Below are 14,533 nucleotides of genomic sequence, written 5' to 3'. Positions count from 1 at the left end.
GTACGATCGACGGCATGGGCGTGGTGACGAGTGCCGGACGGTTGGTGACCCAGCGCGTCGCGCCGCGGGTCCCGCACCTGGCCCCGGACCTGACGCACTCGTTCGTCAGCGAGGCGCTGCACCGCGCGATCGACGGCCTGGGCCCGCTGAAGCCCGCGGCCGAGAGTGCGGACAGGCTCGGCTCCGTGCACGAGGTGGTCGAGACCCATGTCCGGTACGCCGGCGCCCAGGGGCTGCTCACCGGGCTCGGCGGCGTGCTCACCGCGACGGTCACGATCCCGGCGAACCTCGCCGGCCTCGCACTGGTGCAGGCCCGGATGGTGGCGTGCATCGCGCACCTGCGCGGCTACGACCTCGGCGACCCGCGGGTGGAGAACGCCATCCTCACCTGCATGCTCGGCCGCGAGGCCGTGGACCGCAAGCTCAAGGAGCGCCAGCTCCCCGGCCCGCCGATGGCGATCGCGACGGCACCGGTCCACGACCCCGACCTGTCCCGGGTGCTCACGGCCGAGGTGGCCACCGACCTCATCCAGCGGGTCGGCGGGAAGCGGCTGGCGATCAGCATCGCCCGGCGTACCCCGATCGTCGGCGGCGCCTTCGGCATGGGTGCCGACGGCTGGGCGACCTGGCGGGTCGGGATCTACGCGGCGCGCGAGCTGCGGCCGCGCAACCGCCGGTAGGCCTTGAGCAGGCCGCGGCCGGTCGCCCCGGTCTGCAGTCGGCGGACCAGCTTCTCGCGCCAGCGGTACGTTGGGCGCAGGTAGGAGCGCTCGAGCGCCCGCTGGGTCTCCTCGAGCTCGCGGCGCAGCCGCTCCTCGGACTGCCGCAGCCGGGCACCCTCCAGCAGCAGCGCCTTGACCGCGTCGAGGGCCGCGGCGGCCACCTGCTTCTCCGACGGGTGGTCCGGGTCGGCGTACCGCACCACCGGGGGCGCGCCGTCGAGGTCGTGCAGGTCGCCGACCACGTCGTACCCCCGCCGCTCGATCTCGGAGATCCACGACCGGGTGATCTCACCGACCCAGGGGTGCGCGTCCGGCGGGAGCGCCAGCCGCGGCGAGCGGGTACGCCGCGAGAGGGTCTGGTGCGCGAGGAGCTCCCGGACGAGCGGGCGGTAGTCCGCCGGGTTCAGCTCGCGGTTGGCGGCGCGGTTGATCCGCCGGACCAGCGCGGTCTCGGGTGCGCCCAGCGACGGGTTGGACCGCTCGCCCTCGAGCTCCAGGTCGATCCCGTCGAGCCCGAATGCGAGGCTGAAGCGCTTCCACAGCAGCCGCTGCGGCCCGCCCGCCGGCGGCACCGTGACCAGGTGGATGCGCTCGGGCGGCAGGTCGTGCCCCCACCGGTTGAGGATGTCCGGCAGCTCCTGGACGCCCCAGAACCAGGTGGCGATCCGGCTCTGCCGCTGGGGGTCACGGATCTGGTCGAGGAAGGCGCCGTACGTCAGCGACGCCCGGTGCTTGACGTTCTCCTGCCACTCCGCGGGGATCTGGCGGACCAGGTCGCGCACCGACAGCATTAGGTGCACCTCCGCGCCGGCGCCGTGGCCGAGCGACTCCAGCGCGCGGCCGGCCTGCGCGCGCGAGGCGGTCGCGAGGATCTCGTGGCTGATGATCGAGGTGCCGCGGTGGTGGCGCACCTGCTCGGCGAGCGCGTCCCAGGCCCCCACCGCCTCGGACTCCAGCCCTCCCCACGGCAGCCGCATCAGGTCCAGCGCGGCGAGGAAGTGGGCGTCGAAGCGGTCCGCCGGATAGAGGATGTCGTGGCCGGCGAGGGTGCGCCGGTTCCGGAACAGCACGTCCTGGAGGTACGACGTACCGGTCTTCGGGGTGCCGACGTGCAGCAGGACTCGTTTGCTCACCAGGCTCTACTTCTCTCCGGGCTCCAGCAGCAGGCGCATCGCCAGCGCGAGGACCCCGGCATCCGACGGCTCGGGAACTCCGGCCCGTTCGACCGGCAGCAGACGGTCGGGGTCACCGTGGACAGCGTAGCCAGCACGGAGCAGGCCGTCGCGGACCCGCACCGCCCGCGCGTGCAGCCAGTCCGCGTGCTCCGGGGGTACGACGAGCGGCGGCCCCCCCACGGCCACCAGCCTCGGCAGCAGGGCCTGGTGCACGAGCGCCCGCTTGCGGCCCGGGGACGCGAGCAGCCCGAGCACCTGGCCGACCCGGCGAGCCAGGTCGGTGGCGTCGGCGGACAGCGGGTGGGGGCCCGGCAGCGGTCGGCGCACCCCGACGAGCCGGGGCACCTCGGCGGCGTCCAGCACCACGCGCACCCGCTCGGGGCCGACGCGCTCGGCCCAGGCGCGGGCGGTGCGGAGCAGGTCCACGCGGCGGGGCAGCGCGCGGCCGCGGGCGCGTCCGGCCAGCCAGTCCCGCCAGGCCGGCGCTCCGTCGGCAAGGCTGCCCGCGGTCCAGGCGTGGGTGAGCATGGTGCCGGCGTCGGTGCCCAGCACCAGCACCGTCGAGCCGCGCCCGCCCGGTGGCCGACCCTGGGCGACCAGGGCGGCTCGCATCGGGTCGGCGAGCACCGGGTCGCCCACGAGGCGGTACTTCGTGCGCCAGAGCCGGGGCCGGGCCTGGTGGCGCTGGTCCGGCAGCCCGGCCGCGACCACATCCTCGGCGAGCACGTTGGCCGCGACCCGGATCAGCTCGTCGTCGGGCAGGCGTGCGGGATCGACGGGCGGCGGTCCGAACGCCAGCCGTTCCACGGCGCCCTCGAGCTCGAGGTCGGGGCGGCCGCGTCCGGGCGCGCTCGCGTCGAGCACCCGGCCGGCGAGCCCGACACCGGGGCGGCCCGTCGCGTTGAGCCGCCGCAGCAGCTCGAGCTGCTGCGCGCCGGGGAGGTACCGGCCCCGCGGCGCGCCCTCCTCGATCCAGTCGTGCCACGGCGTCGTGCCGCCCTCCAGGAGGTGGGCGGTCCAGCCCCACGCGCGGCGTACGCCGGGAGTGTCCTCGCTCATCTCTCTCGGACCCGCTGGACGCCGGCGCGCACCCGTTGGCCGAGCTGGCGCTCGGGGTCGGGGCGGCGCGCGGCCTCGCGGGTCATCGCGGCGAGCGCGTCCAGGGCGGTGCCGAGCTGCCGCTTCGCGCGCACCCTGTCGGGATCGCGCCAGCGCTCGGCGGGGTCGTGGGGGGCGGGTCGCAGCTCCTCGACGTCGCCGACGACGTCCACCCCGCTGCCGACGATCCACTCGATCCAGCGCTCCGCCTGCTCCTCGGCCCAGGCGTGCCGCTCCGGCGGCAGCGTCACCGCGGCCGACCGCCGCCGGACCAGCTCGCCCTGGGCGAGCATGTCGCGGATCAGCTCGTCGTACGACGACTCGCGACGGGCCTGGCGGTCCATCCGGCGGTTCAGCTGGCGGATCACCTGGGTCTCGGCGATGCCGAGCGAGCGGTTCGACCGGTCGCTGTCGAGCGGGGCCCACGCCGGGTCGATGCCGAGCACGCCGCACATCCGCCCCCAGAGCGGGTCGGCGGTCTGGTCGCTCGCACCGGAGGGCGGGACGGTGACGACGTGCACGTGCTCGGGCGGCAGCCCGGCGCCCCACGTGCCGAGCACGCGCGGCACGTCGAAGGCCCGGTAGAACCAGGTCCTGCCCTTCTCGAACCGGTCCAGGAACCGCTTGTAGCTCCACCGCCGGCCCTGCTTGACGCTCTCCTGCCACGCGGCCGGGACCTGTCGACCGAGGTCCCGGGCGGTGTAGACGACGTGGATCTCGCTCCCGGCCAGGTCGCGCATCGCGCGCGCCACCTGGGCGGGCGTGGCCGGGGCGAGGATCTCGTGGCTGATCACCACGGTGCCGGAGCGCCGGCGCACCCGGCGTACCAGCGCCTCCCAGCTGCCGTCGGCGTGGCCGGGGGCGCCGCCCCAGTCCTGGCCGAGCAGGTCGAGCGCCCCGCGGAAGTGCGCGAGCCCGGGGCTGACCAGCGGTGACGTGGTCGGGAAGTGCACGCCGTGCGCGCTCAACGACCTGGCGTTCAGGGCGAGCCGGTCCTGGAGGTAGGTCGTCCCCGTCTTCGGCGCACCGACGTGCAGGTAGACCCTCCGGCTCATGCCCCGGATTCTGCCAGTGCCCTGACGACGGCGGACGGGCTGGGGCGCCCGAGGTGGCGGGCCATCCAGACGCTGGTCGCCACGACCTCGCCGAGGTCCACCCCGTGCTCGATGCCGAGCCCGGTGAGCATCCACACGAGGTCCTCGGTGGCGAGGTTGCCGGTGGCGCTCTTCGCGTACGGGCAGCCACCGAGGCCGCCGGCGCTCGCGTCGAACGTCGTGATGCCGGCCTGCAGCGCCGCGAGGGTGTTCGCGAGCGCCTGGCCGTAGGTGTCGTGGAAGTGCATCGCGAGCTGGCCGGTGGCCGTCCCCGCGGCCTCGAAGGCGGAGACCAGGGCGGTCACGTGGCCCGCCGTACCGACGCCGATGGTGTCGCCGAGGCTGAGCTGGCTGGCGCCGAGGTCGATGAGCCGCTTGCCGACGCCGACCACCTGCTCGACGGGTACGCCGCCCTCCCACGGGTCGCCGAAACACATGGAGACGTAGGCGCGGACGTCGAGCCCGGCGTCGCGGGCGCGCCGCACGGTCGGCTCGAACATCGCGAACTGCTCGTCCAGGCCGCGGTTGAGGTTCTTCTGCGCGAACGTCTCGGTCGCGGAGCCGAAGACGGCGATGTGCCGCGCGCCCAGCTCGAGGGCGCGGTCGAGGCCGCGCTCGTTCGGGACCAGAACCGGGCAGTCGCGACCGGCCTCGCCGAGCAGCCCCATCAGCTCGGCCGCGTCGGCGAGCTGGGGCACCCACTTCGGGTGCACGAAGCTGGTCGCCTCGACGACCGGCAGCCCGGCCGCGAGCAGCCGGGTCACGAACTCCGCCTTCACGCCCGTGGGCACGAGGGTCTTCTCGTTCTGCAGGCCGTCGCGGGGTCCGACCTCGTAGATCGTGACCCGCTCGGGGAGGCCGTCCGCGCGGACGGTCATCGGCAGCTCACTCATGCGGTTCCACCTCCAGCAGCGTGTGGCCCAGCGCGACCTGGCCACCGGTCGTGGCACTGAGCCCGGAGACCGTGCCGTCGAACGGCGCCTTCAGCGACAGCTCCATCTTCATCGCCTCCAGGACGACGAGCACCTGGCCCGCCTCGACCAGCTCGCCGTCGGCGACCCGGACGTCGAGCACGGTGCCGGGCATCGGCGCGGTGATCACGCCGCCGCCGACGTCGACCGCGTGGTCGCCGAAGACGTCCGGGCGCTCGAACACGAAGCGCTGGCCGCGGTACGCCACCTCGGCCACGTGCGGCTGCACGTTGACGACGGCCGTGCGCAGCTCGCCGCCGACCTCGAGGGTGAGCGTGTGGTTCGCGCCGTACACCTGGCGGACGGGCAGGTCGTCGACGCGGCCGGCGTACCGGTCCACGACGACCGGCCGGTCCAGCTCCACGATCGTCGGCGCGGGGTCGGCGCCGGAGCGCCAGCCGTCGGACCGGAACGGCTGGTCGCCGTCCTCGAGGGCCGCGAGCATCGCGCTCACCCATGCGACGAACACGCGGGGCAGCTCGTCGTCGGGCGCCGGCACGGTGTTGCGGTCCAGCCAGGCGGTGTCGATGGTCGCGTCGCGGAACTCGTCGCTCGCGGCGAGCGCGCGGAGGAAGCCGACGTTCGTCGTGAGGCCGAGGATCGCCGTGTGGTCGAGCGCCGCGACCAGCGCCCGGCGCGCTGCTTCACGGTCCGACCCGTGCACGATGATCTTGCCCAGCATGGGGTCGTACGACGTGCTCACGACCTGCTCGGGCTCCAGGGCGTGGTCGACCCGGACGCCCTCCGGCCAGCGGACGATCGACGTGCGGCCCGCCTGCGGGAGGAAGCCGTGGAACGAGTCCTCGGCGTACACCCGGGCCTCGATCGCGTGGCCGGTGGCGGTCACATCGTGCTGGGTGATCGGCAGCGGCTCGCCGTCGGCCACCCGTAGCTGGAGCTCCACCAGGTCCGTGCCCGTGATCGCCTCGGTGACGGGATGCTCGACCTGGAGGCGGGTGTTCATCTCGAGGAAGTAGGCCTCGCCGGTGGCGTCGTCCAGCAGGAACTCGACGGTGCCGGCGTTGCGGTAACCGACGTGCTTCGCGAGCGCGACCGCGCTGCCGGTGACCAGCGCGCGCACCTCGGGGGTGATCGTCGGCGCGGGCGCCTCCTCCAGCACCTTCTGGTGGCGGCGCTGGGTCGAGCAGTCCCGCTCGAAGAGGTGGACGACGTTGCCGTGCGCGTCGGCCAGCACCTGGACCTCGATGTGCCGGCCGCGCTCGACGTACTTCTCCACGAGCAGGGTGTCGTCGCCGAAGGCGCTCAGCGCCTCGCGGGCCGCCGCCGCCTTCGCCTCCTCGAGCTCGGACTCCTCGCGGACGACCCGCATGCCCTTGCCGCCGCCGCCCGCGGCGGCCTTCACGAGGACCGGGAACCCGGCGTCCTCACCACGCGGCACCACGGGGACCCCCGCAGCGACGGCGATCTCGCGCGCGGCGTCCTTGCGGCCCATCGCGTCCATGACGTCGGCGGACGGGCCCACGAGGGTGATGCCGGCCGCCTCCAGGGCGCGGGCGAACGCCGCGCGCTCGGAGAGGAACCCGTAGCCGGGGTGCACGGCGTCGGCACCGGCTGCCTGCGCGGCCGCGACGACCGCGTCGATGTCGAGGTAGCTCGACACGTGGCGCGCCTCGTCGGCGGCGCGCACGTGCGGCGCCGTCGTGTCGAGGTCGGTGTAGATCGCGACGGTGCGGATGCCCAGGCGGGCGGCGGTCCGCATGACGCGCAGGGCGATCTCGCCCCGGTTGGCGACGAGGAGCGTGTGCATCGCCATCACATCCTGAAGATGCCGTAGGAGGGCGCCGGCGTCGGGGCGTTGGCGGCGGCCGCGAGGCCCATGCCGAGGACGCGCCGGGTGTCGGCCGGGTCGATGATGCCGTCGTCCCAGAGCCGCGCGGTGGAGTAGTACGGCGAGCCCTGGGTCTCGTACTGCTCCCGGATCGGCGCCTTGAACTCCTCGTCGTCGGGCCGGCCCGCGACCGTCGCGAGGACGGACGCGGCCTGCTCGCCGCCCATCACCGAGATCCGGGCGTTCGGCCACATCCAGAGGAACCGCGGGTCGTACGCGCGCCCGCACATGCCGTAGTTGCCGGCCCCGAAGCTGCCGCCGATCACGATCGTGAACTTCGGGACGACCGAGCAGGCGACCGCGGTGACGAGCTTGGCGCCGTCCTTGGCGATGCCGCCGTTCTCGTACTCCTTGCCGACCATGAAGCCGGTGATGTTCTGGAGGAACACCAGCGGGATGCCGCGCTGGTTGCAGAGCTCGATGAAGTGCGCGCCCTTGAGCGCGGACTCGCTGAAGAGGATGCCGTTGTTCGCGACGATGCCGACCGGGTGGCCCCAGACGTGCGCGAAGCCGGTGACCAGGGTCTCGCCGTACAGCTTCTTGAACTCGTGGAACCGGCTGCCGTCGACGACCCTGCGGATCACCTCCCGGACGTCGTACGGCGTCCGGGTGTCGGCCGGGACCACGTCGTACAGCGTGGTGGGGTCCTCGTGCGGCTCCTCGACGGGGGCGAGCTGGTACGGCGCGCCCGCCGGCCGCCGCTCGAGGGTCCCGACGATGCTGCGGACGATCGCGAGCGCGTGCGCGTCGTCCTCGGCCAGGTGGTCGACGACGCCGGAGGTGCGGGCGTGCACGTCGCCGCCGCCGAGCTCCTCGGCGGTCACGACCTCGCCGGTCGCGGCCTTCACCAGCGGCGGGCCGCCGAGGAAGATCGTGCCCTGGTTGCGCACGATCACGGTCTCGTCCGACATCGCGGGGACGTACGCGCCGCCGGCGGTGCAGGAGCCCATCACGCTGGCGATCTGCGGGATGCCGCGGGCGGAGAGGTTGGCCTGGTTGAAGAAGATCCGGCCGAAGTGCTCGCGGTCGGGGAACACCTCGTCCTGCATCGGCAGGAAGGCGCCGCCGGAGTCGACGAGGTAGACGCACGGCAGCTGGTTGTCGGCCGCGACGGTCTGCGCGCGCAGGTGCTTCTTGACCGTCATCGGGTAGTAGGTGCCGCCCTTGACGGTCGCGTCGTTCGCGACCACCACGACCTCGCGACCACCCACCCGACCGATGCCGGTGACGACCCCGGCGCTGGGCACGCCTCCGCCGTACATGTCGTACGCCGCCAGCGGGCTCAGCTCCAGGAACGGGCTGCCGGGGTCGAGCAGCCGGTCCACCCGGTCGCGCACCAGCAGCTTGCCCCGGTCGGTGTGCTTGGCCCGGGCCGCCTCGCTCCCGCCCTGCCGCGCGGCCGCCATCCGGTCGCGAAGCTCCTCCACCAGCTCCTTCATGTGGCTCACGGGCTCAGGTTAGCGATCATTAACCAAGCGGTCCAACGTTCAATCCGGACTCGGCGGAATGCGGGGAGGGGGCGGGTCGTTGGGAGAGGCATGAGCACCACCACCCTGACCTCCGACACCTTCGAGCAGACCGTCGTCGAGAACGACATCGTGCTCGTCGACTTCTGGGCGTCCTGGTGCGCACCGTGCCGGCAGTTCGCGCCGGTCTTCGAGGCCGCTGCGGAGCGCCACGAGGACGTGGTGTTCGGCAAGGTCGACACCGAGGCGGAGGGGTCGCTGGCGGCAGCGGCGCAGATCACCTCGATCCCGACGCTGATGGCGTTCCGCGACGGCATCCTGGTCTTCGCCCAGCCCGGCGCCCTGCCGGCGCCCGCGCTGGAGCAGGTGATCACCGCGGTCAAGGACCTGGACATGGACGACGTACGCCGCCAGATCGCCGAGCAGGCGACCGAGGGGCAGCCGCAGCACGACTGACCCCGGATGAGAGCAGCCGTGGGGCGGAGGACGTGGTCCTCCGCCCCACGGTCAGCTCAGCCCGGGATCACTTCGGCGGCGGCGGCACCCGGCAGGCCACCGGGTCCGAGGTGTTGCCGCTGAAGTCGGTCGCGAAGACCTCCGCGTCGCCGGTTCCGGTGATCTTCCAGATGCCCCCCGGCATCTGCTTGATCGACGGCTTCGCGTTGTTCTCCGTGTACTTGACGTCCTGCCCGGACGCGAACGGTCCCCAGACCGTGCCGCTGCCCGTGTCGCGCAGGAACACCCGCGGCGCCGTGTCGACGGCGTCGGTCCCGACCAGCTCGAAGAACCCGTCCGGGTTGTGCGAGCCGGGCACGTGACCGCCGGGGTTCGGGCCCTCCGGGCAGCCGACGGACGGCGCCGTGGTGTCGCGGACCGTGATCGTCCCCGTGCCGGTGCCGGTGTTGCCGGCGGCGTCGGTCGCCTGGCAGGTCACGGTCGTCGCGCCGAGCGCGAACGTGCTGCCCGAGGGCGGCGTGCACGCCGGCGTCAGCGGACCGTCGACGTTGTCGACCGCGCTGGCGTCGTACGACACGCTGGCGCCGCTCGGCGAGGTCGCCTCGACGGTCTTGCTCTCGACGGTGACCACCGGTGGTGTGACGTCGTTGACCGCGATCTCGACCGTCTGCACGAACTCCGGGCCCGGGAGCCCGCCGTTGACAAGGAAGCTGGTCGTGCAGGTGACGGTCTGTCCCTGCGGTGCGTCGCCGGCGAGCGTGATGGTCTCGTCGAACGTCGTGGTGTCACCGGAGGTGACCGTCCTGGCCGGCTGGTCGAACGACAGGCTGACGCCCGGGTCGCAGGTCGTGTCGTGGGTGACGACCGCCGGCAGGTTCCGCAGCGCGCTCAAGATGGTGGCCGCGACCTGGTCCGGGTCGGCGGCCGCCAGGGATCCACCGGTCGCCGCGGTGACCCGCGTGGCCTGCCCGGAGCTGTCGAGGTGCGCGCCGTTCTGGCCGTTCACGTTGATCGCGATCACCTGGACCCCGGCGGCCACGAGGCCGCTCGTCGCGCTGCCCTCGGTGAAGCCGAGGGACGGGTCGTGGCTCGGCGCATCGCCGAACATGACCAGCACCCGGGTGCTGTCGGGGCGGAACGAGATCGTCGACGGGACCTGGCCGAGGGCCCCGAGCCAGGCCTCCGGCTCGTCGCCACCGCCACCGGCGGACCACGCGTTGATGCCGGTGACCGCGGCGGCGGCACTGCCCGTGAGCTGCTGGTCGACCCGGTAGGCGAACGGTGAGGTCGACTCGTCGTCCTTGTACTCGGCGACGGCGAACTGCGCGGTCGGCTGCGCCGCCTGGACCTGGCCCAGGATCGAGCCGGCGTTCGAGCGCACGTTGGCGATGCTCGACCCCATGCTCCCGGTGGTGTCGGCCATCAGCACGATGTCCGGCTGCGGCGGGATGGGCGGTGTCTCCACCGTCTTGGTGATCGTCACGTACCCCCCGGGATCGAGGGCGTGGGAGTAGTGCGCCGGACTGACGCCCGGGCTGGCGACGGCCGCGGCGGCGGTCGCGATCGAGAGGACGGCCGCTCCGGCCGATCCCCACGCGAGACGAGACTTCATGATGGTCCTCCGAGAGACAGGGTGGCGCCGTTGCCACCGCTCTCGGACGTTACGGACGGACGCTGTCAGTCGGCATGACACAGGCGCACCGGTTCCAGGCCCCGTCCGCGGCAGCACGAACGTGCTACCACGACAGTTAGTGAACGCTAACCTTGACCGCGTGAGCCGCCGGAACCAGATCCTCGAGACCGCGGCGGAGCTGTTCGCCAGTCGTGGGTTCCACGGCGTCTCGGTCGCCGATCTCGGCGCCGCGTGCGGGATCTCCGGGCCGGCGCTCTACAAGCACTTCCCGTCCAAGCAGGCGATGCTCGCCGAGATGCTGGTCTCGATCAGCGAAGAGCTGCTCCGCGTCGGCCGGGAGCGGGTGTCGGCCGCCGACGGGCCGTCGGCGGCCGTGGCCGCGCTGGTCGACTGGCACGTCGACTTCGCCCTCCGGCACCGCCCCCTGATCGTGGTCCAGGACCGCGACTGGGAGTCGCTGCCGGCGGACGCGCGCGAGCAGGTGCGCGCCCTGCAGCGGGAGTACGTCGATCTGTGGGCCGCCGAGCTGGGGACCCTCGACCCGTCGCTCGACCGGGCCACCGCGCGGGCGATGGCGCACGCAGCCTTCGGGCTGATCAACTCGACCCCCCACAGCGGCCTGCTCCCGGACGACCAGATGCGCAGCGTCCTCACCCAGATGACGCTGGGCGCCCTGGGTCCGCAGCGTCGCTGAGCAGCCGGGCCGCGTAGAGCGCGGCCTCGACGGCGGCGTCCAGGTCGGGGCCCTCGTCGTCGTCCTCGTCGGGCTCGCTCCGGGCGTGCAACCGGGCCAGCAGGTCGTCGCGCGCCAGTCCGCGCAGCTGGAGCAGCACGAACGGGTCGGCCTCCACCAGCCACGCCAGCTGCTGGAGCACCGCGAGCGCGTGCGTGCACGGGTCGGCCCAGTGGTCGCAGGTGCACGTCGAGCCGAGCTCCCCGCCGTACGGGAGCAGCTCGACACCAGCCTCCTCGGCGTGCTCGACGAGCGTGTGCGGGAGGTCGCCGGCGAGCAGCGCGGCGACCCGGCCGGACTCCGCGGCCACGGCCTCGACGAGCGCGTCGACGTCCCGCGGGTCGAGGACGGGGATCGTGCCCTCCACGGTCCAGAGCCCGGTGCCGTCCTCGACCGCGGCGACGTACCGCCCCGGCTCGGTGGCGATCTGGCCGACGTGGCCGCCGCGGGCCAGCGTCCGGGCGGCGCGCAGGTCCGACTCGGCGTACGCCGCCTCCTCGACCGCGCGGACCCACGCCTTGCCCCACCAGGTGCCGGCCCGCGCGGCCGCGCGCCGGGGCGGGACGCGGGCGTGCAGGACCGAGGACATCAGTCCTCCCGGTAGGCGACGAGGTCGCGGAGCTCGTCGTTGCTGAGCTCGGTGAGGGCCGCCTCGCCCCGGCCCAGCACGGCGTCGGCCAGTGCCCGCTTGCGGTCCAGCAGCTCGGCGACCTTCTCCTCGATCGTGCCCTGCGTGATCATCCGGTGCACCTGGACCGGCCGGGTCTGGCCGATCCGGTAGGCGCGGTCGGTCGCCTGCTCCTCCACGGCGGGATTCCACCAGCGGTCGACGTGCACGACGTGGTCGGCGCGGGTCAGGTTCAGCCCGGTGCCACCGGCCTTGAGCGACAGCAGGAACACCGGCACCGCTCCTGCCTGGAACCTGTCCACCATCGCCTCGCGCTCGCGCACGGGCGTCCCGCCGTGCAGCAGCTGGTGGGGTACGCCGGCGCGGTCCAAATGTCCCTCGAGCAGCCGGGCCATCGCGACGTACTGGGTGAACACGAGCACCGCGCCGTCCTCGGCGAGCACCGTGCCGACCAGCTCGTCGAGGAGGTCGACCTTCTCGGAGCGGCCGGACAGCCGCGCGCCCGACCGCTTGAGGAAGTGGTCGGGGTGGTTGCAGATCTGCTTCAGCCCGGTGAGCAGCATCAGCACCAGCCCGCGGCGGCTGTCCTCGTCGGCCCGCTCGATGCGCGCCATCGTGTCGCGCACGAAGGACTCGTAGAGGACCACCTGCTCCCGGGTCAGCCGCAACGGGTGGTCGGTCTCGGTCTTGGGCGGCAGCTCGGGCGCGATCCCCGGGTCGGACTTGCGGCGCCGCAGCAGGAACGGCCCGATCAGGTCCGCGAACTGCCGGGCCTTGCTCGGCTCGAGCCCCGACTCGATCGGCGCGGCCCACACCTTGCGGAACGCGTTGCGGCTGCCGAGCAGGCCCGGCGTCGCCCAGTCGAGGATCGCCCAGAGCTCGGTCAGGTCGTTCTCGACGGGCGTGCCGGTGAGCGCGACGCGGGCCGCGCTCCCGATCGAGCGGAGCGCCCGGGCCGTGGCGGTGCGCGGGTTCTTCACGTGCTGCGCCTCGTCCGCGACGACCAGGCCCCACCGCGTACCCAGTAGGCCACCACCTCCGCAACCACCCTCGTCGGCCACCTCGAGTGCTACGGACCTCCGCATGGTGCCGTACGTCGTGAGCACGAAGCCGCTCCCGGCCGCCTGCAGGTCGCGGGACGTGCCGTGGAACCGGACGACAGGTACGCCGGGCGCGAACCGGCGCACCTCGGCCTCCCAGTTGCCGAGCAGGCTGGCGGGGCAGACGACGAGGGTGGGCCCGCCATGCCCGGTCCCGGCCCGGTGCAGGTGCAGGGCGATCAGCGTGACGGTCTTGCCGAGGCCCATGTCGTCGGCGAGGCAGGCGCCGAGGCCGAGCCCGGTCATCTCGGCCAGCCAGGTGAGGCCGTGCCGCTGGTAGTCGCGCAGGGTCGCCGTCAGCGCGGCCGGCGGCTCGACGGGCTCGCGGGTCGCGGCGGTCAGCAGGCGTTCGCGGACCTTCAGGAGCGAGGCCCCGACGACGACCTGCTCCTCGCTCTGCTCGCCACCGGGCGCGGCGACCTGCGCGGTGCCGGTCAGCGCGGCGGCGACCGCCTCGGCCGGCTTGACCGTGCGGATCAGCCGCTTCCTGGCCTTCCCGGCGATCGCCGGGTCGACCACGGTCCAGCTGCCCCGCAGCCGGAGGAGGGGGCTGGCGGCGTTCGCGAGCTGGTCCATCTCCTCGGCGGAGAGGGGGTCGCCGTGCAGGGCGACCTGCCAGTTGAACGCGAACAGCGCGTCCCGGCCGAGGGTCGGGTCGTTGAGGGGCTCCTCCCGGCTGCCCGGCCCCGGCGCCGCTCGGTCGAGGACGGCCGTGGCGGTCAGGTCGCGTCCCAGGCTCCGCGGCCACAGCACGTCGACGCCCGCGGCCCGGAGCGCCCCGACCCCCTCGTCGAGCAGGCTCACGATCTCGTCGGTGTCGAGGGTGATCTCGTCGGGGACGCGCAGCTCGAGCAGCCGGTCGAGGACCGGCCACGCGTCGGCGGCCGCGCGCAACGCGATGGTGGCGTGGGTCCGGGCCCGGTCGCCGAAGCCGTGCTCGTCGACGGTGCCGGTCCAGAGCAGCGCGAGGTCGCAGAGGTGCAGCGGGTTCTGGTCGTCGTGCGCCTGCGGCACCAGGCGTACGGCGCCCGCGACCAGCTCCTCCTCGTCCGCCTCGACCCGCAGCGACAGCGTCACGAGCTGCGGCAGGTCCCTCGGGTCGAGCCGCTGGTGGCGGGCCAGCCGCGCCTGCAGCCGCTGCTCGAACGTCGGCCGCTGCGGACGTCGTACGGGTGCCGCAGCAGTGGTCGGTGCGCCGCGTGGCAGTGCGTCGGCGATCGCGTCGACCAGGTCGCGGACCACCCGCTCCTGCTCGCCGCTGCCCGCGGCGAGCATCCCGATCCGGTCCTCGTCGTCGGCGTCCAGCCCCGCCGCCCGCCAGTGCGGCGGGTCCCCGGACGGCGCGAACTTGCCCGCCGCGACGATCCGCATGCCGAGCAGCGCCGCCCCGGAGAGCAGGCCGACGCTGGGGTGCAGGTCCTCGCGCGACCGGGCCTTCGCGAGCACCGGGAGCGCCGCCCGGATCGGCAGGCTCACGGTCCGCTTCGCGTCCGTGAACTCCACGACGCCCTCCCGTGGGGGCTCGGCGGGGCGGAAGGTCGCCGGGCCGGTCACGGGGACGAAGGACACGCGGAGACGGTAGCCCGCGGCGCCTACACCCGCGTCCCT

The 14,533-nt window shown here is 73.8% G+C and carries 12 protein-coding genes; 3 read left to right on the top strand and 9 right to left on the bottom strand.

What is annotated here, in order from left to right:
• Nucleotides 1-14 precede the first annotated feature (14 nt).
• The gene (locus tag N538_RS0115110) at nucleotides 15-680 is read left to right on the top strand and encodes an EcsC family protein (RefSeq protein ID WP_028637977.1); all 666 of its coding nucleotides are present in this window, start codon (nucleotides 15-17) and stop codon (nucleotides 678-680) included.
• Here N538_RS0115110 and N538_RS0115105 read toward each other — a convergent pair.
• Genes N538_RS0115105 through N538_RS0115080 form a run of 6 tightly spaced genes read right to left on the bottom strand, consistent with a single transcriptional unit; the run spans nucleotide 641 to nucleotide 8,348 of the window.
• Complete coding sequence (locus N538_RS0115105) at nucleotides 641-1,855, bottom strand: hypothetical protein (protein ID WP_028637976.1); 1,215 nt, start codon at nucleotides 1,853-1,855, stop codon at nucleotides 641-643. The genes N538_RS0115110 and N538_RS0115105 overlap by 40 nt on opposite strands.
• Nucleotides 1,856-1,861: 6 nt before the next feature.
• Nucleotides 1,862-2,956, bottom strand: a complete 1,095-nt coding sequence (locus N538_RS0115100; protein WP_028637975.1) for a hypothetical protein — start codon at nucleotides 2,954-2,956, stop codon at nucleotides 1,862-1,864.
• Complete coding sequence (locus N538_RS0115095) at nucleotides 2,953-4,050, bottom strand: hypothetical protein (RefSeq protein WP_028637974.1); 1,098 nt, start codon at nucleotides 4,048-4,050, stop codon at nucleotides 2,953-2,955. Before N538_RS0115095 ends, N538_RS0115100 begins: the two co-directional genes overlap by 4 nt.
• Entirely contained in the window at nucleotides 4,047-4,982 is a 936-nt protein-coding gene (locus N538_RS0115090; protein WP_028637973.1) for a hydroxymethylglutaryl-CoA lyase, read from the bottom strand. The genes N538_RS0115095 and N538_RS0115090 overlap by 4 nt, the downstream gene beginning before the upstream one ends.
• On the bottom strand, nucleotides 4,975-6,828 hold the full coding sequence (locus N538_RS0115085) for an acetyl/propionyl/methylcrotonyl-CoA carboxylase subunit alpha (protein ID WP_231496235.1): 1,854 nt from the start codon (nucleotides 6,826-6,828) through the stop codon (nucleotides 4,975-4,977). Before N538_RS0115085 ends, N538_RS0115090 begins: the two co-directional genes overlap by 8 nt.
• Nucleotides 6,829-6,833: 5 nt before the next feature.
• Nucleotides 6,834-8,348 carry a carboxyl transferase domain-containing protein gene (locus tag N538_RS0115080; RefSeq protein WP_028637971.1) on the bottom strand — a complete coding sequence of 505 codons (1,515 nt, stop codon included), beginning with the start codon at nucleotides 8,346-8,348 and terminating at the stop codon, nucleotides 6,834-6,836.
• A 99-nt stretch (nucleotides 8,349-8,447) separates the two neighbouring features.
• On the opposite strand from N538_RS0115080, the gene trxA reads away from it, so the two are divergent.
• A complete protein-coding gene (gene trxA / locus N538_RS0115075; RefSeq protein WP_028637970.1) occupies nucleotides 8,448-8,831 on the top strand; it encodes a thioredoxin in 384 nt (127 codons plus the stop codon).
• A 67-nt stretch (nucleotides 8,832-8,898) separates the two neighbouring features.
• On the opposite strand, the gene N538_RS27520 is transcribed toward trxA, so the two are convergent.
• On the bottom strand, nucleotides 8,899-10,443 hold the full coding sequence (locus N538_RS27520; protein WP_051549325.1) for an HYR domain-containing protein: 1,545 nt from the start codon (nucleotides 10,441-10,443) through the stop codon (nucleotides 8,899-8,901).
• 160 nt (nucleotides 10,444-10,603) lie between these two features.
• On the opposite strand from N538_RS27520, the gene N538_RS0115065 reads away from it, so the two are divergent.
• Nucleotides 10,604-11,158: an SACE_7040 family transcriptional regulator gene (locus N538_RS0115065; RefSeq protein ID WP_231496234.1), complete on the top strand. Its 555-nt coding sequence runs from the start codon at nucleotides 10,604-10,606 to the stop codon at nucleotides 11,156-11,158.
• Here the strand turns inward: N538_RS0115065 and N538_RS25660 are convergent.
• Nucleotides 11,115-11,786, bottom strand: a complete 672-nt coding sequence (locus tag N538_RS25660; RefSeq protein WP_051549323.1) for an SWIM zinc finger family protein — start codon at nucleotides 11,784-11,786, stop codon at nucleotides 11,115-11,117. The two genes, N538_RS0115065 and N538_RS25660, sit on opposite strands and share 44 nt — an antisense overlap.
• Complete coding sequence (locus N538_RS0115055) at nucleotides 11,786-14,494, bottom strand: DEAD/DEAH box helicase (RefSeq protein ID WP_028637968.1); 2,709 nt, start codon at nucleotides 14,492-14,494, stop codon at nucleotides 11,786-11,788. The genes N538_RS25660 and N538_RS0115055 overlap by 1 nt, the downstream gene beginning before the upstream one ends.
• Between the last annotated feature and the right edge of the window lie 39 nt (nucleotides 14,495-14,533).

It is taken from the genome of Nocardioides sp. URHA0032 (assembly GCF_000620645.1).
Lineage (GTDB): Bacteria > Actinomycetota > Actinomycetes > Propionibacteriales > Nocardioidaceae > Nocardioides.
This window is presented reverse-complemented; position numbering and strand designations above follow the sequence as displayed.

Coding starts and splice junctions, on each gene's coding strand:
- N538_RS0115080 (WP_028637971.1), bottom strand. CDS start 8,348: ATGAAGGAGCTGGTGGAGGAGCTTCGCGACCGGATGGCGGCCGCGCGG.
- N538_RS0115110 (WP_028637977.1), top strand. CDS start 15: ATGGGCGTGGTGACGAGTGCCGGACGGTTGGTGACCCAGCGCGTCGCG.
- trxA (WP_028637970.1), top strand. CDS start 8,448: ATGAGCACCACCACCCTGACCTCCGACACCTTCGAGCAGACCGTCGTC.
- N538_RS0115095 (WP_028637974.1), bottom strand. CDS start 4,050: ATGAGCCGGAGGGTCTACCTGCACGTCGGTGCGCCGAAGACGGGGACG.
- N538_RS27520 (WP_051549325.1), bottom strand. CDS start 10,443: ATGAAGTCTCGTCTCGCGTGGGGATCGGCCGGAGCGGCCGTCCTCTCG.
- N538_RS25660 (WP_051549323.1), bottom strand. CDS start 11,786: ATGTCCTCGGTCCTGCACGCCCGCGTCCCGCCCCGGCGCGCGGCCGCG.
- N538_RS0115090 (WP_028637973.1), bottom strand. CDS start 4,982: ATGAGTGAGCTGCCGATGACCGTCCGCGCGGACGGCCTCCCCGAGCGG.
- N538_RS0115085 (WP_231496235.1), bottom strand. CDS start 6,828: ATGCACACGCTCCTCGTCGCCAACCGGGGCGAGATCGCCCTGCGCGTC.
- N538_RS0115100 (WP_028637975.1), bottom strand. CDS start 2,956: ATGAGCGAGGACACTCCCGGCGTACGCCGCGCGTGGGGCTGGACCGCC.